We start from the raw sequence: 18,652 nt of genomic DNA on the forward strand, positions 1-18,652 counted from the left end.
CTGGTAGGATCGTTCACTCATTCCCGTATGCCTTTTAAAGACAAAGCAGCTATGCCCCTGCCGCTGATCTATCACGAAGACTACAGCCCCGAGTTCCCGGCGGAACATCGCTTCCCCATGGACAAGTTTCGCCTGCTGCGCGATCACCTGGTGGACAGCGGCCTGACGTGCGATGCCGACCTGCTGCGCCCGGAACTGTGCCCCCCGGAGATTCTCGCCCTCGCCCATGACCCTTCGTATATCGAGCGCTACATGGGTGGCGAACTTTCCCGCGAGGATCAACGGCGCCTGGGACTGCCCTGGAGCGAAGCCCTGGCCCGGCGCACGGTGCGGGCGGTCGGCGGTTCCCTGCTGGCGGCCGAGCAGGCGCTGCAGCATGGCCTGGCCTGTCATCTGGCGGGCGGTACACACCACGCGCACTACGACCACCCGGCAGGTTTTTGCATCTTCAATGACTTGGCGGTGATCAGCCATTTCCTGCTGGAAAGTGGCCGGGTGAACCGGGTATTGATCTTCGATTGCGATGTGCACCAGGGCGACGGCACCGCGCGCATCCTGCACAACACCCCGGAAGCGGTGACCGTTTCCCTGCATTGCGAAAAGAACTTTCCCGCACGCAAGGCCGAAAGTGACTGGGACATCCCGTTGCCCAATGGCATGGGCGATGCCGATTACCTGAAGGTCGTCGACGATGCACTCAACTATCTGCTGCCGCTCTACCAACCGGATCTGGTGCTGTACGACGCCGGTGTCGATGTGCACAAAGATGACGCGCTGGGCTACCTGAAACTGACCGACCAAGGCGTCGCCGCCCGCGATGAAAGCGTGATGCGCCATTGCCTGGGCCGGGATATTCCGGTGGTCGGGGTGATCGGCGGCGGCTACAGCAAGGACCGCAAGGCCCTGGCCCGCCGCCACGGCATTCTCCATCACAGCGCACAGCGGGTCTGGCAGTCATCAGGCTGTCATTGAGCTGTGGATGCTTTACCCACAATGCCTGTGGAGCGGCCTGTGGATAACCTGAGCGAAAGGGACTACAGGCCACGCTGCATATGGGCTACAGAACACTGATCATTTTTTGACCAGACCTCAAATCCACCAACGATCCCTGTAGGAGCGAGCTTGCTCGCGAAAAACTCAACGTCACCGCTGAGCATCTGGTTACCCGCGTTATCGTTCAAGACCATCGCGAGCAAGCTCGCTCCTACAGGGGACGGGGCTGTTAGAATGACCGGCTTCATTGGCCATCACCGCAGCGCTCCCCATGACCCGATCCTCGACCGCCTCCCCTTCCCACGTCGCCATCATCGGCGGCGGCCCCGCCGGTCTGATGGCGGCTGAAGTGTTGAGCCAGGCAGGGATCAAGGTCGACCTGTACGACGGCATGCCTTCGGTGGGGCGCAAATTCCTCCTGGCCGGTGTCGGCGGCATGAATATCACTCACTCCGAAGCCTACCCGGCGTTCCTCTCGCGCTACGCCGAACGTGCACCGCAGATTGCGCCGTTGCTGCGGGGCTTCGGGGCCGATGCGCTATGTCAGTGGATTCATGATCTGGGCATCGAGACCTTTGTCGGCAGCTCCGGCCGGGTGTTTCCAACCGACATGAAAGCCGCGCCATTGCTGCGCGCCTGGCTCAAGCGCCTGCGCGACAGCGGTGTAGTTATCCACACCCGTCACCGTTGGCTCGGCTGGGATGACCTCGGCGGTTTGCGCATCGACGGCCCCGATGGCGAGAAAACCGTTCAAGCCGATGCCACTCTGCTCGCCCTAGGTGGTGGCAGTTGGGCACGCCTGGGCTCGGATGGTGCGTGGATGCTGCCACTGGAGCAGCGCGGCGTAGGATTGGCGCCGTTGCAACCGAGTAATTGCGGCTTCGAGGTGCAGGCCTGGAGCGAACTGATGGTCAGCAAATTCGCCGGCGCACCGTTGAAAAACATCGCCATCGGTTTGAATGACGACATTCCACGATTGGGTGAATGTGTGATCACCGCCACGGGCATTGAAGGCAGTCTGATTTACGCCCTGTCGGCACCGATCCGCGAAACCATAAACCTGCACGGCTCCGCGACCCTCCATATCGATCTGTTGCCGGGCCGGCCTGTGGATAAAGTCCAGGCCGCGCTCAACAAACCGCGCGGCTCACGCTCGATGGCCAAGCATCTGCACAGTCAACTCGGAATCGACGGCGTGAAAGCCGCGCTGTTGCGAGAGCTGACATCTGCCGAAACCTTTGCAGACATGACGTTACTGGCCATTGCGATCAAGGCATTGCCTTTGACCCTGGTGAAAACCCGTCCATTGGACGAAGCGATCAGCAGTGCTGGCGGCGTGATGTTCGAATCGATGGATGAACGTTTGATGCTCAAGCAACTGCCCGGCGTGTTCTGCGCAGGGGAAATGCTCGATTGGGAAGCGCCGACCGGGGGCTATCTGCTGACCGCGTGTTTCGCCAGCGGGCGTGCGGTGGGGTTGGGGATTGTCGAGTGGCTTAGGGGCAGCGGCAAGCTATAAGCTGCAAGCCACAAGCTAACTGCATTTGACTTGCAGCTTGCAGCTTGCAGCTGCTTTTTTAAGGCTTACGCTTGCGCGGCCCAGTGTTGAACACCGGCACCTTGCGCACAGGCTTGACCGAAGGTTCCGGCGCAGAAACCTCCCCGCTATCGACCCACTTACCGAGGTTACGCTTGCCGCCACCACCGGAAGCCTTTGGCTTCTTCGGTTTTTTCGGTTTCTTGATCACCTGACCACTCGCATCGGTATCCGGCACCCGATGCTCAGGCTCGAAGTCCGGCTCGTTCTGACGCTTCAAGGTCTGACGGGTCAGCATTTCGATAGCCGACAGCAGATTCACTTCATCGGCACACACCAGAGAAATCGCCTCCCCGGTGGATCCCGCACGACCGGTACGACCGATCCGGTGGATGTAGTCCTCGGCCACGATCGGCAAGTCGAAATTGACCACCAGCGGCAAGTCTTCGATATCCAGGCCACGGGCCGCGACGTCGGTGGCGACCAGGATCTGTACTTCGCTGAGTTTGAAGCGGTCCAGCGCACGCTGACGAGTCGCCTGGGGTTTGTCGCCGTGGATGCCGTCGGCATTGATGCCCAGGCCCTGGAGTTTTTCCACCAACGCGTCCACGCCGTTACGGGTCTTGGCGAACACCAGCACCTGCTTCCACTTGCCCTTGCGCATCAAGTGCACAAACAGCTCCGGCTTGCGCTTCTTGTCCACCGTCACGACCCACTGCTTGACGGTGTTGGCCGCCACGTTGCGTGGGCTTACTTCGATGCTCAGCGGATCGTTGAGCATTTGCCCGGCCAACAGGCGAATGTCGTCGGAGAAGGTCGCGGAGAACAACAGGGTCTGACGTTTCTTCGGCAGCGCCTTGTAGATGTTCGCCAGTTCTTCGGAAAAGCCCAGATCGAGCATGCGGTCGGCTTCGTCCAGCACCAGGGTTTGCAACTGGTTGAACTTCAGCGCGTTCTGGCGGAACAGGTCGAGCAATCGGCCCGGCGTGGCGACCAACAGATCGACGCCGCTGCGCAGCTTCATCATTTGCGGGTTGATGCTGACGCCGCCGTACACCGCATAGGTGCGCAATGGCAGGTTCTCGGCGTACTGGCGCACGGCTTCGTGAACCTGCTCGGCCAGTTCGCGGGTCGGCACCAGGATCAGCGCGCGAACCGAGTTGGCGCTGACTTTCGGCCCTTCCATGGCCAGCAATTGCAGGAGTGGCAAGGCGAAGCCGGCGGTCTTGCCAGTGCCGGTCTGAGCCGCGGCCATCAGGTCGCGACCGGCCAGCACCGCCGGAATGGCTTGCGCCTGAACCGGCGTCGGAGTCTGGTAGCCGAGCGTCTCAAGAGAGCGCAGCAAGGGTTCGATCAGGCCAAGGGTGGCGAAAGTCATGGGAGTACCGTAGGAAAATTCAGCGCGGGCATGCAATGGCGCGCAGTTTACCCTAATTCACACGGGATTCTGTTGGCACCACCGTCGGCACGACCTTCGCCACCGGCTGCTGTGGCGTCCTTCGCCATTGCGGCAGGCCAATCAGTACCACAGCACTGATGATCACCAGCATCGCCAGTGCCTCCTCGATACCGATCGTCTCACCGACAAACACAATCCCGAGCAACACCGCCACGGCCGGGTTGACGTAGGCATAACTGGTGGCCGCCGCCGGACGTACGTGTTTCAACAGGTACATGTAGGCGTTGAAGGCGATGATCGAACCGAACACGGTCAAGTACGCCAGCGCGGCCCAGCCTTCGATCGGCGGCATCTTTTCCAGATGCTCGCCGCTGACCGCACTACCGATCAGCAACACCACGCCACCCACCAGCATTTCCACGGCACTGGCCATTGCACCCTCAGGCAACGGCAAGTGTTTGCTCCACACCGAGCCGAAGGCCCAGGTGGCCGCGGCAAAAATCAGCAGGGCGGCGCCCAACGGGCTCGATTGCAGGTTGGAGCCGAGGTTGAGCATGACGATGCCGATCATTCCCAGCGCAACGCCAGCCCATTCGAGACGGGTATTGCGCGCGCCCCAAAAATAGCCACAGAGTAAGGTAAACAGCGGCACCGTCGCCACCGCCAGGGCCGCCACCCCGGAGGCCACCCCTGTGTGCTCGGCCACGCTGACCGCGCCGTTGCCGCATGCCAGCAGCAATACCCCGATGATCCCGGCGGCTTTCCATTGCGCCCAAGTCGGCGCCGGCGCCCCGCGCCAGCGCAGGAAGGCATACATCAAGGTGCCGGCGATGACGAAGCGGATGCCCGCGAGCAGCAAGGGCGGCCAGTACTCCACACCGATGCGGATCACCAGGTAAGTCGAGCCCCAAATCACGTACAAGGCGAAAAAGGCAGCGATCAACGGTAAGGGAAAGCGACGTAGGCCGGACATGACGGGCAGCTCACAGACAGAACAGGTGAACGGCTATTCTAGAAAGGCTGGCGCTGGAAAATAAGTTACAAAACCTGTTTAAAGCGCCAGTACACTTTTCAAAACACGGAGTTCAAAGCTATAAACCGTGTTTTCGAAAGTCCGTCATTTTTAAGGAGTCAGCACGATGGATAAATACGACCGCATGCTGCTCAGCGCCCTGCTGGAAAACGGCCGCGCGTCTTACGCCGACCTGGCGCGCAAGGTCAACCTGTCGGCCCCGGCCGTGGCCGAGCGCGTGGCCAAACTCGAAGCCAGCGGCGTCATCACCGGTTACCAGGCGAAAGTCGATATGTCCAAGGTCGGCCTGCCGATCCGGTGCGTCATCGAACTGCGCCTGAACCAGCACGGCAATCAGAAAGCCTACGACGACCTGATCCAAATCCCACAGCTCACCGAATGCCACCGGGTGACCGGCGACCCGTGCGTGATCATGCAGGCGGCGGTGGGCTCGATGCCGGAGCTGGAAGAGTTGATCAACCGGGTTGCCCAATTCGGGTTCAGCAAGACGTCGATTGTGTTGTCGAGCGCGATAGAAAAGCGCGTGCCGTTGGGGCAACTGGAAGGGAATGGCAAGGCGATTTAATTTTTGTAGGTGATCACCTGTGGGAACCTGCGGTCAGAACCCGCGATACCGCTTGAGGTGCTCACCCACCTTCGCCGCCGGCACTTTCTGCAACTTGCACAGCAAATCATGGGACAGCTCGCGCAAACCATGCTTTTGGCGCAGCTCTTCTGCCAGATGCGCCGTCAGGTTGGCGGCCATTTCCGCATCGGCCATCGCCCGGTGGGCCTTGCCGGTGTGGGGCAGGTTGGCGAAGGTAGTGAGGGTGCCGAGTTTGTGGTTCGGCGCGGCGGGCATCAGGCGACGGGCCAGTAACAGCGAACAGGCGAAGTTCTGCAGGCGGGTGCGTTTGATCCGCCCCAGTTCGAAGTCCCAGAACTTCTGGTCGAACGCGGCGTTGTGCGCCAGCAACGGCGTAGTGCCGACGAATTCGTTGACCTCGTTCATCACCTGCTCCGCCGAGGGCGCGGTGCGCAGCATGGCGTTACTGATGCCGGTGAGTTGCTCGATGAATGCCGGGACGCGTACACCTGCGTTCATCAGGCTCTGGTAACGCTCGACGATGCGCCCCTGTTCAAGAATCACCACGGCGATTTCCGTGGCCCGGCAGCTGCTGCTCGGGGAGATCCCGGTGGTTTCAAAGTCGATGACTGCAATGCGTTCCAAACCTGTTTCAACTCCGTAAAAATCAATTCTTGAGCAGCAAGGCGCCTTCGATCGGCACATAGCGGCTGGCGGCGCGGATCAGCGAGTTGGCGGTCAGGCCCGGCACACCATAGGCCACCGCCTGGATGCCGTGCTTGCTGATGATGCGTTCCAGCAGCATGTCGAAATCTCCGTCTCCGGACGCCAGCACCACTTCGTCGACATGGTCCGCCGCATCCATGATGTCGAGGGTGATGCCCACGTCCCAGTCGCCCTTGGCTGAGCCATCGCTGCGCTGGATGTAGGGCTTGAGCTTCACGGTGAAGCCGAGGTTGCGCAGGATCTGCTGGAACTGCTGCTGTTTGCTGTCGCCACGATCGATGGCGTAGGCATAGGCCTCGACGATCTGCCCCTGCTTGCTGATTTCAGCCCACAGCGCGGCATAGTTGAAGTGGCAACCGTAGGCCTGACGCACGGTGTAATAGAGGTTCTGGACATCGGCGAACACAGCGATTTTCTTCACCGCAACATCCCCTTGGTGCGCAGGCAGGATCAGGCCCCAGGCCCGAAAGTCGCCCAGTATGCCAGTCCGAAGGAGAGTTCCGCGAAAAATCGGCCGGAGGCACCTGGCAATCTCGGACGAATGGCGCCCTGTGGCGAGGGAGCTTGCGCCCTCGCCACAGGGTTAGGTGCTAAATCTGAAAGCTTGAATCAGACGAAGGAATCGTCGTCGCCACCAAAGAACGATGAGCTGTCATCGCTGTAGTCGGCGTCGGTAAAACCGCCCTGGTCATTGTCGTAGGAATCGTTACCGGCCATGCGCTGATCGTCGCCCCAGCCATTGTTACTTTGGTCGTTGACCTGGGCCGGCTCTTCCTTGATGACTTCGACGACTTCCTGCGGTTGCTGATTGTGATGGAACAGGCTGCTGATGCCTTGTGCCAGCATCACGCCACCCGCCACACCGGCCGCGGCTTTCAGCGCGCCGCCGAGGAAGCTGCTGCCTGCTGCAGGCATCTGTTGTTGTGGCGCGTAGTTCTGTTGCGGCGGGGCACCGAAACTCTGCTGCGGCGGTTGCGAATTGAACGAGGACCGCCCCGGCTCTTGCCAGCCGCCACCGTTCGACACTGGCGCACTTCGGTTTGGCGCAGGCTGCGGATCACGCGTGCCACCACCGAAAATGCTCGACAGAAAACCACCGCTGCTCGGCGCCGGAGTCGCTGTCTGCGCCTTCGCCTGTTGCAGGTCAGCCTGCAATTGCTGAACTTGCGCGGTCAATTGTCTGTTCTGTTCATCGAGGCTTTTGATCGCCGCCTCTTGCACCAGGATCGCCTGGGTCATGAAATAACCTGCCGCGGGCTGGCGAGTCAGGTGTTCCTTGATCCGCGCCTCGGCCTGGGCGTCGCGCGGGGCTGAGTCCGCTTCGGCCTGTTGCAGCCGGGAAAACAGTCCATCGATCAGGGTTTGTTCTTCGCTGTTCATGGCGACCTCGTAGATTGCCGGGGAAATCGTTGCCCCTTCCCTCTCAGGATAAGGTGCTCGACCTTAATGGAGGCTGAAACAAGTTGTTTCAATGACCTTTACCGAACGTTTACGTTTGCGCCCTCCTCCACTTCATCGGTTAAAGTGAGCCACTGCTTTCAACCTGCGATCCCGACTGATGAATCCGTTCGATGTACTGCGTGACTCCCTGTATTTCTTCAAGCGCAATCTGGGCCAGATCGTGCGGCTGTGTCTGCCGCTGGTGATCGTCGAGGCCCTGTTGCAACAAGTGGTCGACCGCTCCACCGAGCCGGACAGTTTCCCCGGCATCAGTGTGATGGTCGGCCTGCTGGTTTATCCGCTGTACACCGCCGCGCTGATCCTGTTTCTCGATGCCCGCAGCCGTGGCGAATCGCCAAGCAACCGCGAGCTGCTGTCGCGATCCGCCTACCTGTGGCCACGATTCGCCCTGCTGACCGCCCTCAACACCCTACTGATTCTTCTGGGTCTGTCACTGTACTTCCTGCCGGGCATCTGGCTGATGGTGACCCTGGCGTTCGGCGAGTACCTGCTGGTGTTGCGTGGCTTGGCGCCGCTGGCGGCGATGAAGGAAAGCCTGCGCCTGACCCGCGGCCATTTCATGCGCATTCTGGTGTGCATTCTGTGCGTGATGGCGCCGTTGTGGCTGCTCAAGGGCGCGACGCTGGCGGCATATCCCGAGCCGCAGAACCCGGTGATCTCGCTGCTGATCGACAGCACCCACAGCTTCCTGCAACTGTTCACCAGCGTGGTCATCTTCCGTCTGTTCATGCTGATCAGCGAAGTGCCGGAAAAAATCGACGGGCCACTCTGACCTTGGGCGACCGACCGTCAGTCGGGTATGCTCGGGGTCAATTTCCGTAACGCTAAAAGCCGAGCCATGACCCGACTACTGCGCTACACCTTGCTGGGATTGCTGATTGTCATCGGTCTGGCCGGCGTGATGATCTACAGCCTGACCTGGCGCCCCGAAGCCAGGGAAGTGCTGCCGGTCAGTTGCAGTACCCGGGCACCCTCCCTGGCGCCCGGCCAGGTGCTGAAGGTGATGACCTGGAACGTCCAGTACCTGGCGGGCAAGCGTTACGTATTCTGGAATGACCTGGCAGCCGGCACCGACGACGCCCCTACCCCCGAAGACATGGCCTTCAGCCTCGATGAAGTGGCACGGGTGATTCGCGACGAACAACCGGACGTGGTGCTGTTGCAGGAACTCGATGACGGCGCCAAGGCCAGCGAATACCAGAACCAGCTCAAACTGCTGCTGGAACGGGTCGCCGATCTGTATCCCTGCAGCGTCCATGCCTTCGACTGGAAGGCTGACTTCGTCCCCGATCCGCATATCTTCGGCAGCGTCGGCCGGCAACTGGCGACCTTGAGCCGTTATCAGATCGATCATGCCCAGCGCCTGCAATTGCCGGTCGCCCCGACCAATCTGATCAACCGCCAGTTTCAACCGAAAAACGCCCTGCTGGTCGCCTACCTGCCGTTGAGCGACGGCGGCCAGCTGGCCGTGCTCAACACCCACCTGGACCGCGTGACGCAACCGGACGAGGCACTGCAAACGCAGATTTCCGCCGTGGCCAAAGTCCTCGACAAGTTCGAAAGCCGCGGTACGCCCTGGCTGATCGGCGGCGATTTCAATCTGTTGCCGCTAGGGCAATACCAGCGCCTGCCCAGTGAGCAACGCACGCCCTACACCGCCGACAGCGCCTTGCACGCCCTGTGGGACAAATACCCGATGATCCCCACCAACAATGAAGCCAGCGGCATCGACCGCGCCCGCTGGCTGACCCACTACCCCAACGACCCGGGCCTGAACGGCCCGGATCGTACCGTCGATTACCTTTTTTACAGCCCCCGCATCAAACGGGTGGAAGCGATGGTCAGGCAGGACGATACGTTGCGTATTTCCGATCATTTGCCGGTGATTGCGCGGTTCCTGCTCCCCGCTGCGCCATAACGCCGCTCTCCAGGCAAATGCACAACCTGTGGGAGCGAGCTTGCTCGCTCCCACAGGGATCGCGTCGGGCTCAATACTTAGTTCGCCTGCCAGTCATCCGGGATGACAGCAATCACGTCGATTTCCATCAACCACTGAGGTTGCCCAAGCCCGGAAATCACCAGACCCGTCGAGATCGGGAAAACACCTTTCAGCCACTTGCCCACGACTTGATAAACCGGCTCACGGTAACGTGGGTCAATGATGTAGGTCGTGGTTTTGACGATATGGGAAAGATCGCTGCCAGCCTCTTCCAGCAGTTGCTTGACGTTCTTCATCGCCTGTTCGGCCTGGGCACCCGGATCGCCAAGCCCCACCAGGTTGCCTTCGAAATCCGTACCGATCTGGCCCCTGACATACACCGTGTTGCCCGCCCGTACGGCTTGGCAAAGATCATTGTCCAGAGACTGGTTGGGATAGGTGTCTTTGGTATTGAACATGCGAATTCGAGTGTGAGTAGGCATCTGCTGGCTCCCCTGAAGCTTGATTGATGATCGATTCTTAACGCTGCGACGGATCCCGGTATTCCAGGTACTGGCGCTGGGTCGCAATGTGGCCAGCGACATGTTTGGCGTCGTGCCAAACGCCCCAGATAAAGCTCGAGCCGCGACGGGACAGCCACGGCAGACCCACGAAATAAACACCTGGCTCACTCGAAACACCGCGCTGATGACGTGGCTTACCCTTATCGTCGAACGCGTCGACCTGCAGCCAGCTGTAATCGACCGCGTAGCCGGTGGCCCAAATGATCGAGGTGACTCCCGCCTCGGCCAAATCCAGCTCAAGGATCGGGTGGGTGATGCAATCCGGGTCGGGCAGCATGAAGCGGGCTTCGGGTTCTTCCGGCAGGTCAAGGCCATTGCGCGCTACGTAGGCATCCGCCGCATCAAGCAGCGACAGGTAGTTCTCGTCTCCGGCAGCGACGTTTCGCGCCAGATCCTGCTGGAACGTCACCACGCCGTCGTTGAAGGATTGCGTCAGCCCCACCAGCGTGACGCCTTGCCTGGCCAGCTCGCGGAAATCGACGGTATTGCCGCCACGGGCACCGCTGACCGCGATGGTCACGTGCTCGCGACCTGGCTGCATGACTTCGGCATCCCAGAGCCCCAGAACCCCCAGCCACCAGCAGAAGTCACGGTTGCGATAGGCGCGAGGCGGACGGTCATGCTGGCCGACGGACAGGTAGACCTGTTTACCGGCACGCTGTAGCTCATCAGCGATCTGTACGCCGGAAGAGCCTGCTCCCACCACCAGAACCCCGCCCTCGGGCAGTTGCTGCGGATTGAAATACTGGGCCGAATGAATTTGCGTGATCCGCTCGTCTTTCGGGGCAATCGGCGGAATGACCGGGCGCTGGAAAGGGCCGGTCGCCGCCACCACGCGATTAGCCTCGATCACGCCTTCGGACGTTTCGATGGTGAAGCCGGGGCGATCGGCGTTGCGCACCACTTTTTTGACTTCGACACCGGTACGGATCGGCGCTTCGAACTTCTCGGCATAAGCTTCGAAATAGGCGGCAACGCGATCTTTTGAAGCAAAGGCATCGGGCTCAAGGTCTTCGAACGCCAACCCGGGGAAGCGGTCATGCCAGACAGGACCGTTGGCAACCAGCGAATCCCAACGCCCGGTGCGCCACGCCTCAGCAATGCGATTACGCTCCAGAACGAGGTGCGGAACACCGAGCTTGCTCAAGTGCTCACTCATGGCGACGCCAGCCTGGCCGGCCCCGACAACAAGCGTATCTACTTCGATTTTATTAACAGTCATGCCTGTGCCCTTCAGTGAGGCGACTATGGCGCGCCAAGTCGCGACAGATCAGCCGTTTTTTATTGATTGAGTTCCGCTCTTGCGGCGTACTTTTATTGTGTTCGGTTAATGCAAATAGCGAAAATATGATTTTTGTCGTTGTTGCCCAGCAAAAAACTAACTAACGACCCAGCTCTTTATTTGTTCTATTTAATAGTTATTAACGCAAACCTGTGGGAGCGAGCCTGCTCGCGAATGCGGTGCATCAGTCGACATCAATGTTGAATGATCAACCGCATTCGCGAGCAGGCTCGCTCCCACAGTTATTTGTTTAAAGCACGCCGATTTCTTGAGCGGTTCGATCAACAGCAATCTTGGTCTTGGCGATAAGTTCGTCAATTTCACTGCGCGTCGCGATCAGTGCCGGCGCCATGATCATGCGGCCCAGCGTCGAACGGACGATCACGCCCTCTTCAAAACCGATCGTGCGGCAGCGCCAGGCGATGTCACCTTCGTTGGCAAAGCGCTTGCGCGTCGCCTTGTCTTGCGCAAACTGCAACGCCGCCACCAATCCGACACCCTGGATCTCCCCCACCAACGGGTGGTTGCCGAATACTTCGCGCAGGCACTGCTGCAAGTACGGGCCGGTGTCGTTCTTCACCTGGGTGACAACCCCCTCATCGCGCAATGCCGTGAGGTTGGCGATAGCCACTGCGGCCGCCACCGGGTGACCGGAGTAAGTCAGACCGTGGGCAAACACACCGCCCTGCTCCACCAGCACTTCGGCCATGCGCCGGCTCAGAATCAGGCCGCCCATGGGGATGTAGCCCGAGGTCAGGCCCTTGGCGATGGACAGGGTGTCCGGCTCGAAATCGAAGTGTTGGTGGGCAAACCACTCACCGGTACGCCCGAAGCCACCGATCACCTCGTCAGCACACAGCAGAACGTCGTACTGGCGGCAGATGCGCTGGATTTCCGGCCAGTAGCTTTCTGGCGGGAAAATCATGCCGCCAGCGCCCTGGAAGGGTTCGGCGATAAAGGCGGCGACGTTCTCGGCGCCCAGTTCGAGAATCTTCGTTTCCAGTTGCCGGGCTGCACGCAGGCCGAACTCCGCCGGGGTCAGATCACCCTCATGGGCGAACCAGTAGGGTTCATCGATGTGCGCGACATCGGGAATCACACCGCCCATTTCGTGCATGAACTTCATGCCGCCCAGCGCGCTGGCACCCAGCGTGGAGCCGTGATAACCGTTCCAGCGACCGATCATGACCTTCTTCTGCGGCTTGCCGAGAATTTGCCAGTAACGGCGCACCGTACGAATCAGCACTTCGTTGGCTTCGGAACCGGAGTTGGTGTAGATCGCGTGGCTGTAGTGCTTGGGCAGCAGGCTGAACAGCATCTCCGACAACTCGACCACCGCAGGGTGAGTGGTGTGGAAGAACATGTTGTAGTACGGCAACTGCTCCAGCTGACGAGTCGCCGCGGCGGCCAGATCCTTGCGTCCATAACCGAGGTTGGTGCACCACAAGCCCGACATGCCATCGAGGTAGCGATTGCCGTCGTTGTCCCACAGATGCAGACGCTCACCACCGACGATGACGCGAGGGCCTTCGGCATTCAGCGCTTTCTGATCAAGGAATGCGTGAATGTGGTGTGCGGCGTCGCTCGCTTGATAGTCCCTGGTTTCACGCTGGGGTTTGTAGTCTGTTGTCATCTCTTGTTCTCCTGAATTGAATAAAGGTTCAGTTCCCGGACACCGTGGTGAGCGGTGCCACACCAGGCGCATCGTTGCCCTGCGATGAGTGTTGAATGAGGGGTTCTGGGGTAAACAGCGGCTTGCGCATCACGAATTTGACCCACAGCACGGCAATCACCGATATCACCCCCAGCACCACACCGGCGCAGCCAAAGATTCGCGCGGTCATCTCCGGTGCCGGAGAGACGTGATAGATGGCGAACAGCATGCCGGCGATGCCGATGACCTGTGGCCACGGATAAAACGGTGAACGGAATGGACGTGCCAGATGGGGATAGCGCCGGCGCAAGGCGATCACATCGATGTGAACGATGATGTAGGCCAGCAGCCAGGCAAGGGCGGCGGCCAACAGCAGCAGGCTGATCGCCGCAGAGTCGTGACCCAGGATCAGGATCGGCAGGCCGGTGATCGCCGCGACGAATAGCACCGCCACCCAAGGTGTGCGGCCGCGCTTCGTGAGTTGCTTGAATTGCGGGAAGGCCTGGCCGTTTTGCGCCATGCCGTACAGCATGCGCGGCAAGGCGGCCAGGGACGAATTCACCGTACTGCAAGTCGCGGTGATGGCCGCGATGACCAGAAACAGCTTGCCTGCCTCACCGAAAACGGTGGTCGCGACCAGATAGTGCGGCAGTGCATCGCTGGCCAGTTGCTCACGCGGGATACAGAGCAATGCGCCCAGGCAATACAAAGCGATCACGCCGAAGATCACGGTCAAACCGATGGTCATGGCGCGTGGAATGTTGCGCTCGGGGTTGCGCGTCTCTTCCACCAGCGGGCAGACGAACTCAGCCCCGACAAATCCCCAGACGGCCATGGCAGCCAGGGTGATGGCGCCGAACTCCAACGGGTTCCAGCCCTGATCGAGCGGCAGCTGGAAATCGGCCTGGCCGTTGCTCAGCGAAGCAAGGCCCATGGCGACGAGGACCACGACCATGACCAGCGCCAGGACGTTCTGTAGCTTGGCGAACACATCGATGCCGAACAGGTTCAGCACAGTGAACAGCCCCAGCACGCCATAGGCCACCAGCATGTGCGGAAGGACACCCGGGTAAACCTTGCTGATCACCAGGTCCAGCAGGAGCAGTTCGGCGGAGAGCGCAAACATGGCAACCACCATGTAGCCCGAAAAAGTCGCCAGGATCGCCGGAAAATGCCCGATCGCCACTTCCGTGTAACTGCTGAGGCTGCCCGCCCTGGGAATCATCAAGGCCAGCTCGGAAAACGACCAGGCATAGGTCAGTGCAAGCACATAGGCGATGGCCAGCGGAATGATGAAACCGAAACCGGCGATGCCCGCACCTTGCAGCATCAGCACCATGACGCCCTGGGACACCACGACGCCTATCGCAACAGCCAGTAAGGAGCCCAGCCCTAGGACACGACGCAATCCGCCAGAATTGCCAAGGATGGCGGCGGATGTGTTTGAACTCATGACAATCTCCCCGTGTTTTTGTTGTTGATCGCCTCCACGCGGGAGGCAGGGATGAATGAGCGAGGCCCCGGTTTCCCGGCAGCCTCACGTTTCGCCCATCGCGTCTCGTCCTGGAATCGCGATGGGCGACCCGAACGGCTTAGCGGGCCGCCCAGGCGTTGAAGCGTTCCTCCAGCTCTTCGCCGTGATCGACCCAGAAGGTGGCATCTACCAGTTGCCCCTCAGCCAGATTGGCCTGGGCCGTGGGCAGCTGGGACAGCGTGTCGGCCGGCAACTGCGCCAGCACGTCCTTGCGGATCGGGCCGTAGGGAATCTGCGTGGAGAAGGACTTCTGGCCGCTCGCCTGGCTGGCGAACACGATGAAACGCTCGGCAAGCGCCTTGTTCGGGCTGCCGCGAACGATGGCCCAGTGATCAGGATCGTAAAGGTGGCCGTTCCATGAAATGGCGAGTTTCGAGCCTTCCTTTTGTGCGACTGCGATACGGCCGTTGTAGGCGGCCGACATGACGACGTCGCCCGCCGTTAGCCATTGAGGGGGTTGGGCACCGGCTTCCCACCACTGAATCGAAGGTTTGATCTGGTCAAGCTTGTGAAACGCCCGATCCACCCCTTCCTTGGTCCCCAGCACTCTGTAGAGGTCAGCTTGTTTGACGCCATCGGCGAGCAGCGCAACCTCCAGTGTGTATTTGGCGCCCTTGCGCAGACCGCGCTTGCCTGGAAACTGCTGCAGATTCCACATGTCTGCCCAGGAGGTTGGCGTCGCGGCAACCTTGCCTGAGTTGTAGGCGAGCACCATCGACCAGACGTAACTGGCCACACCGCACTCGCTGACCGCGCCAGGCAAGTAGTTGCCCGCTTCGCCGATCAGTCCCGGGTCCAGCCGCTCGAACAAACCCTCTTCGCAACCGCGCAACAACTCAGGGCTTTCAACTTCGACAACGTCCCAACTGACCTGGCCCACATCCACCATGGCCTTCACTTTGGAAAGTTCGCCGCTGTACTCGCCGACTACAACTTTGCCAGCACCGCTTTTTTCAAAGGGTTTGAAGTAAGCACCCTCTTGCGCGGCCTTTGTCGCGCCACCAAACGAAATAACCGTAAGACTTTCCGAATGTGCGGCGAGTGGCACGGTGAATGTAAGTAGCGCGGTTAAACCCGCGACCGCTGTAACGCTCGAAGACGAATATCTGAACATAGAAGCTCCCTCACTTTTTAATTGTGATTAGTTACTGAGGCAGTCACGACCACGCGGCCGTAAACACGCGCATGACCAGCCGCGCGAGGACATCTTTTTATTGTTAATTCGTAATCAAACTACCAAGTCAGCTCAACGCAGTTGAAACCAGGTTGTTTTCAGCTGGGTATATTTATCGAACGAGTGCAGCGACAGGTCCCGGCCAAAACCCGATTGCTTGCCCCCCCCGAACGGCACGGTCACATCCAGGGCATCCACGGTATTGACCGACACTGTGCCGGCCTTCAGAGCGCGAGCGACGCGATGCGCGCGATTCAGGTCATCACTCCACACAGAGGCCGCCAGCCCATAAATGCTGTCGTTGGCCAGTTGCACCGCTTGCTCTTCGGTGTCGAAGGTGGAAATCGCCAGCACCGGCCCGAACACCTCTTCACGGGAAAGGTGCGATTCATGGGCGACGTCGGCAAAAATCGTCGGTTCGATGAAATTGTCGGAACCATTGAAGCTCAAGCGACGACCGCCAGTCAGCAGCCTTGCCCCGTCTTCCCTGGCGCGCTCGATAAAGCTCATCACACGCGAGGTCTGTCCCGCATCAACGATGGCGCCCGCCGGGCTCGCAGGGTCCAGTGGATCGCCAGGCATCCACGCTTTGGCTTTTTCCAGAAGCCGCTCGATAAACTCATCCTTGATCGAACGCTGCACATAGAGGCGAGAGTTGGCCGAGCAGACCTCCCCCTGATTGAAGAAGATGCCGAATGCGGCTTTCTCTGCCGCCAGGTCCAGATCCTGGCAGTCGTCGAACACCAGGCTCGGGCTCTTGCCGCCACACTCAAGCCAGACCTGCTTGAGGTTCGATTGCGCCGAGTACTGCATGAAGTATTTGCCCACCTGGGTCGAACCGGTAAACACCAGGCAATCGACATCAGGGTGCAGGCCCAGCGCCTTGCCGGCGGACTCACCCAGCCCGGGCAGCACATTCAGCACGCCTGGCGGCAAACCGGCTTCCAGGGCCAACTCCGCCAGACGCAATGCCGAGAACGGTGATTGCTCGGCGGGCTTGAGTACCACGCTATTGCCGGCAGCCAAGGCCGGCGCCAGCTTCCAGGCCGCCATGTCGAGCGGGAAATTCCACGGTACGACAGCCGCGACAACACCCAGTGCTTCACGGGTGATGGTCGCCAGCGCCGATGACGCGGTGGGCGCGACCTGGTCGTACAACTTGTCCAGCGATTCGCCATACCAGGCCAATACATGGGCGGCGCCCGGGACATCGATGTTGTAGGCATCCATCACCGGTTTGCCCATGTTGAGCGAATCCAGCAGCGCCAGTTCTTCACGGTGCGCAAGAACAAGTTCAGACAGACGCAGCATCACCCGCTTGCGCTCGACCGGCGCCATGCGTGCCCAAGGCCCTTCGTTGAAGGCCCGGCGCGCACTGCGAACCGCCAGCTCCACTTCCACTTCGCCACAGGCAGCGACACGGGCCAGCAACTGGTTGGTCGCAGGGTTGATGGCGTCGAATGTTGCGCCTGAAGAGGCAGATACCTGCCGGCCATCGATCAAGGCTTTGTCTGAGAAGGTTTGCCGGGCAGCTCTTTGCTGCCAATAGTCGAGGTCGAACACGCTACGCTCCCTTTACGACCGCCTGAGGTGGTCGGGGTAGTTATCAGTGGTTGGAGAGATAGTGCGTCAACCGTGCCCAGAGGAAAATTATTAAAAATATGCTCCGGGTATAAGAAAAAACTGGGCAAGCGCGGGACCAGCCCGGAACCGTCATAGGGTAAGGTTCAGTCAAGCATTCGTGCGACAGGAGCCATCCCGGCTCTCACCGCAAGCAGAGCAAAAAGAGGTGCGTGTGGCTTCCTATACCTTGCGACAACTCAAGTACTTCGTCACCACGGTAGAAGCCGGCAGCGTGGCGCAGGCTTCAAGACAGCTCTATATCGCGCAGCCATCGGTTTCAACGGCGATCAAAAGCCTGGAGGAGTCGTTCAATGTCCAGCTGTTCATCCGCCACCATGCCCAGGGCGTTTCCCTGACACCCACCGGCACGCGTTTCTATCACAAGGCGCAAGAGCTGCTGCGCATGGCCAGGGAGTTTGAACAGAATGCGTTGGCCGATAACGATACGGTGTCCGGACAGATCGACATCGGTTGCTTCGAGACAGTTGCCCCGCTGTACTTGCCACAGCTCATTGCAGACTTTCGCAAGCTGTATCCGGGCGTGGACATTCGCATACGCGACGGCGAGCAGCAGGAGCTGGTCCAAGGTTTGACCGCAGGCACTTTCGACGTCGCCTTCCTCTACGATCACGGGCTCGACAGCACCATAGAAACCACGCCACTGATGCCACCGCAAAAACCCTACGTCCTGCTGCCTGAAGGGCATCGTTTTGCTGATCAGAAGGAGGTATCGCTGAGGGATCTGTGCGGGGAGCCGATGATTCTTCTCGATGTGCAGCCGAGCCGAACCTACTTTGTCAGCCTGTTCCACGAACTGGAACTGACGCCGAACATCGTATTCAGCTCGCCTTCGATCGAGATGGTGCGTGGCATGGTCGGTCAGGGATTCGGCTTTTCCATCCTCGTGACCCGCCCGCATTCGGAATGCACTTACGATGGGAAAAAGGTGGTGACGGTCGATATCAAGGAACCGGTCTCAACCTCCGGACTGGCTTGCGCACGCTTGAAACGCAATCAACTGACCAAGCCTGCGCAATTGTTCGTGGACTTTTGCCGCGAGCAGTTGAGTTGTAGGAGCGAGCTTGCTCGCGATGGACGTTAACGATTACGCGTGTTTATTGGTTAAACGCGGTGCTCTTGAATCCATCGCGAGCAAGCTCGCTCCTACA

The 18,652-nt window shown here is 60.0% G+C and carries 17 protein-coding genes; 6 read left to right on the forward strand and 11 right to left on the reverse strand.

Annotated elements, in window-relative coordinates; translation table 11 throughout:
• The first annotated feature begins 51 nt into the window (after nt 1-51).
• Both FFS64_RS04090 and FFS64_RS04100 read left to right on the forward strand, forming a co-directional pair.
• Nucleotides 52-972 carry a histone deacetylase gene (locus tag FFS64_RS04090; protein ID WP_137804339.1) on the forward strand — a complete coding sequence of 307 codons (921 nt, stop codon included), beginning with the start codon at nt 52-54 and terminating at the stop codon, nt 970-972.
• 292 nt (nt 973-1,264) lie between these two features.
• Complete coding sequence (locus FFS64_RS04100; protein ID WP_137804341.1) at nt 1,265-2,512, forward strand: TIGR03862 family flavoprotein; 1,248 nt, start codon at nt 1,265-1,267, stop codon at nt 2,510-2,512.
• 58 nt (nt 2,513-2,570) lie between these two features.
• Here FFS64_RS04100 and FFS64_RS04105 read toward each other — a convergent pair whose 3' ends face one another.
• Both FFS64_RS04105 and yedA read right to left on the reverse strand, forming a co-directional pair.
• The gene (locus FFS64_RS04105) at nt 2,571-3,908 is read right to left on the reverse strand and encodes a DEAD/DEAH box helicase (protein WP_137804342.1); all 1,338 of its coding nucleotides are present in this window, start codon (nt 3,906-3,908) and stop codon (nt 2,571-2,573) included.
• A 52-nt stretch (nt 3,909-3,960) separates the two neighbouring features.
• Nucleotides 3,961-4,902 carry a drug/metabolite exporter YedA gene (gene yedA, locus FFS64_RS04110; protein ID WP_137804343.1) on the reverse strand — a complete coding sequence of 314 codons (942 nt, stop codon included), beginning with the start codon at nt 4,900-4,902 and terminating at the stop codon, nt 3,961-3,963.
• A 166-nt stretch (nt 4,903-5,068) separates the two neighbouring features.
• On the opposite strand from yedA, the gene FFS64_RS04115 reads away from it, so the two are divergent.
• Entirely contained in the window at nt 5,069-5,527 is a 459-nt protein-coding gene (locus FFS64_RS04115) for an Lrp/AsnC family transcriptional regulator (RefSeq protein ID WP_095196677.1), read from the forward strand.
• Between the two features lie 33 nt (nt 5,528-5,560).
• Here FFS64_RS04115 and FFS64_RS04120 read toward each other — a convergent pair whose 3' ends face one another.
• From FFS64_RS04120 to FFS64_RS04130, 3 genes are all read right to left on the reverse strand, one after another.
• Nucleotides 5,561-6,172: a PolC-type DNA polymerase III gene (locus FFS64_RS04120; protein ID WP_103396515.1), complete on the reverse strand. Its 612-nt coding sequence runs from the start codon at nt 6,170-6,172 to the stop codon at nt 5,561-5,563.
• 22 nt (nt 6,173-6,194) lie between these two features.
• Nucleotides 6,195-6,674, reverse strand: a complete 480-nt coding sequence (locus FFS64_RS04125) for an NYN domain-containing protein (protein WP_095196679.1) — start codon at nt 6,672-6,674, stop codon at nt 6,195-6,197.
• Between the two features lie 188 nt (nt 6,675-6,862).
• Complete coding sequence (locus FFS64_RS04130) at nt 6,863-7,633, reverse strand: DUF2076 domain-containing protein (protein WP_137804344.1); 771 nt, start codon at nt 7,631-7,633, stop codon at nt 6,863-6,865.
• Nucleotides 7,634-7,811: 178 nt separating this feature from the next.
• Between FFS64_RS04130 and FFS64_RS04135 the strand changes: the two genes are divergently transcribed.
• Both FFS64_RS04135 and FFS64_RS04140 read left to right on the forward strand, forming a co-directional pair.
• Complete coding sequence (locus tag FFS64_RS04135) at nt 7,812-8,486, forward strand: YciC family protein (protein WP_137804345.1); 675 nt, start codon at nt 7,812-7,814, stop codon at nt 8,484-8,486.
• 66 nt (nt 8,487-8,552) lie between these two features.
• Complete coding sequence (locus tag FFS64_RS04140; RefSeq protein WP_137804346.1) at nt 8,553-9,632, forward strand: endonuclease/exonuclease/phosphatase family protein; 1,080 nt, start codon at nt 8,553-8,555, stop codon at nt 9,630-9,632.
• Nucleotides 9,633-9,709: 77 nt separating this feature from the next.
• Here FFS64_RS04140 and FFS64_RS04145 read toward each other — a convergent pair whose 3' ends face one another.
• From FFS64_RS04145 to FFS64_RS04170, 6 genes are all read right to left on the reverse strand, one after another.
• The gene (locus FFS64_RS04145) at nt 9,710-10,135 is read right to left on the reverse strand and encodes a RidA family protein (protein ID WP_095196683.1); all 426 of its coding nucleotides are present in this window, start codon (nt 10,133-10,135) and stop codon (nt 9,710-9,712) included.
• Nucleotides 10,136-10,172: 37 nt separating this feature from the next.
• Entirely contained in the window at nt 10,173-11,438 is a 1,266-nt protein-coding gene (locus FFS64_RS04150; protein ID WP_137804347.1) for an NAD(P)/FAD-dependent oxidoreductase, read from the reverse strand.
• A 310-nt stretch (nt 11,439-11,748) separates the two neighbouring features.
• Nucleotides 11,749-13,131 carry an aspartate aminotransferase family protein gene (locus FFS64_RS04155; RefSeq protein ID WP_137804348.1) on the reverse strand — a complete coding sequence of 461 codons (1,383 nt, stop codon included), beginning with the start codon at nt 13,129-13,131 and terminating at the stop codon, nt 11,749-11,751.
• A gap of 28 nt (nt 13,132-13,159) precedes the next feature.
• Nucleotides 13,160-14,605: an APC family permease gene (locus tag FFS64_RS04160; RefSeq protein ID WP_137804349.1), complete on the reverse strand. Its 1,446-nt coding sequence runs from the start codon at nt 14,603-14,605 to the stop codon at nt 13,160-13,162.
• Nucleotides 14,606-14,744: 139 nt separating this feature from the next.
• Nucleotides 14,745-15,800, reverse strand: coding sequence for an ABC transporter substrate-binding protein (locus tag FFS64_RS04165; RefSeq protein WP_137804350.1), 1,056 nt, complete (start codon nt 15,798-15,800; stop codon nt 14,745-14,747).
• 132 nt (nt 15,801-15,932) lie between these two features.
• On the reverse strand, nt 15,933-17,423 hold the full coding sequence (locus FFS64_RS04170; RefSeq protein ID WP_137804351.1) for an aldehyde dehydrogenase: 1,491 nt from the start codon (nt 17,421-17,423) through the stop codon (nt 15,933-15,935).
• Nucleotides 17,424-17,655: 232 nt separating this feature from the next.
• Between FFS64_RS04170 and FFS64_RS04175 the strand changes: the two genes are divergently transcribed.
• Entirely contained in the window at nt 17,656-18,585 is a 930-nt protein-coding gene (locus FFS64_RS04175) for a LysR family transcriptional regulator (protein ID WP_137804352.1), read from the forward strand.
• Nucleotides 18,586-18,652 lie beyond the last annotated feature (67 nt).

The sequence above is a fragment of the Pseudomonas sp. G(2018) genome (assembly GCF_005502415.1).
Taxonomy (GTDB): Bacteria; Pseudomonadota; Gammaproteobacteria; order Pseudomonadales; family Pseudomonadaceae; genus Aquipseudomonas.

Excerpts from the sequence above, each read along its gene's own strand:
- FFS64_RS04090 (WP_137804339.1), top strand. The coding sequence starts at position 52 with ATGCCCCTGCCGCTGATCTATCACGAAGACTACAGCCCCGAGTTCCCG.
- FFS64_RS04100 (WP_137804341.1), top strand. The coding sequence starts at position 1,265 with ATGACCCGATCCTCGACCGCCTCCCCTTCCCACGTCGCCATCATCGGC.
- FFS64_RS04105 (WP_137804342.1), bottom strand. The coding sequence starts at position 3,908 with ATGACTTTCGCCACCCTTGGCCTGATCGAACCCTTGCTGCGCTCTCTT.
- yedA (WP_137804343.1), bottom strand. The coding sequence starts at position 4,902 with ATGTCCGGCCTACGTCGCTTTCCCTTACCGTTGATCGCTGCCTTTTTC.
- FFS64_RS04115 (WP_095196677.1), top strand. The coding sequence starts at position 5,069 with ATGGATAAATACGACCGCATGCTGCTCAGCGCCCTGCTGGAAAACGGC.
- FFS64_RS04130 (WP_137804344.1), bottom strand. The coding sequence starts at position 7,633 with ATGAACAGCGAAGAACAAACCCTGATCGATGGACTGTTTTCCCGGCTG.
- FFS64_RS04135 (WP_137804345.1), top strand. The coding sequence starts at position 7,812 with ATGAATCCGTTCGATGTACTGCGTGACTCCCTGTATTTCTTCAAGCGC.
- FFS64_RS04140 (WP_137804346.1), top strand. The coding sequence starts at position 8,553 with ATGACCCGACTACTGCGCTACACCTTGCTGGGATTGCTGATTGTCATC.
- FFS64_RS04145 (WP_095196683.1), bottom strand. The coding sequence starts at position 10,135 with ATGCCTACTCACACTCGAATTCGCATGTTCAATACCAAAGACACCTAT.
- FFS64_RS04150 (WP_137804347.1), bottom strand. The coding sequence starts at position 11,438 with ATGACTGTTAATAAAATCGAAGTAGATACGCTTGTTGTCGGGGCCGGC.
- FFS64_RS04155 (WP_137804348.1), bottom strand. The coding sequence starts at position 13,131 with ATGACAACAGACTACAAACCCCAGCGTGAAACCAGGGACTATCAAGCG.
- FFS64_RS04160 (WP_137804349.1), bottom strand. The coding sequence starts at position 14,605 with ATGAGTTCAAACACATCCGCCGCCATCCTTGGCAATTCTGGCGGATTG.
- FFS64_RS04165 (WP_137804350.1), bottom strand. The coding sequence starts at position 15,800 with ATGTTCAGATATTCGTCTTCGAGCGTTACAGCGGTCGCGGGTTTAACC.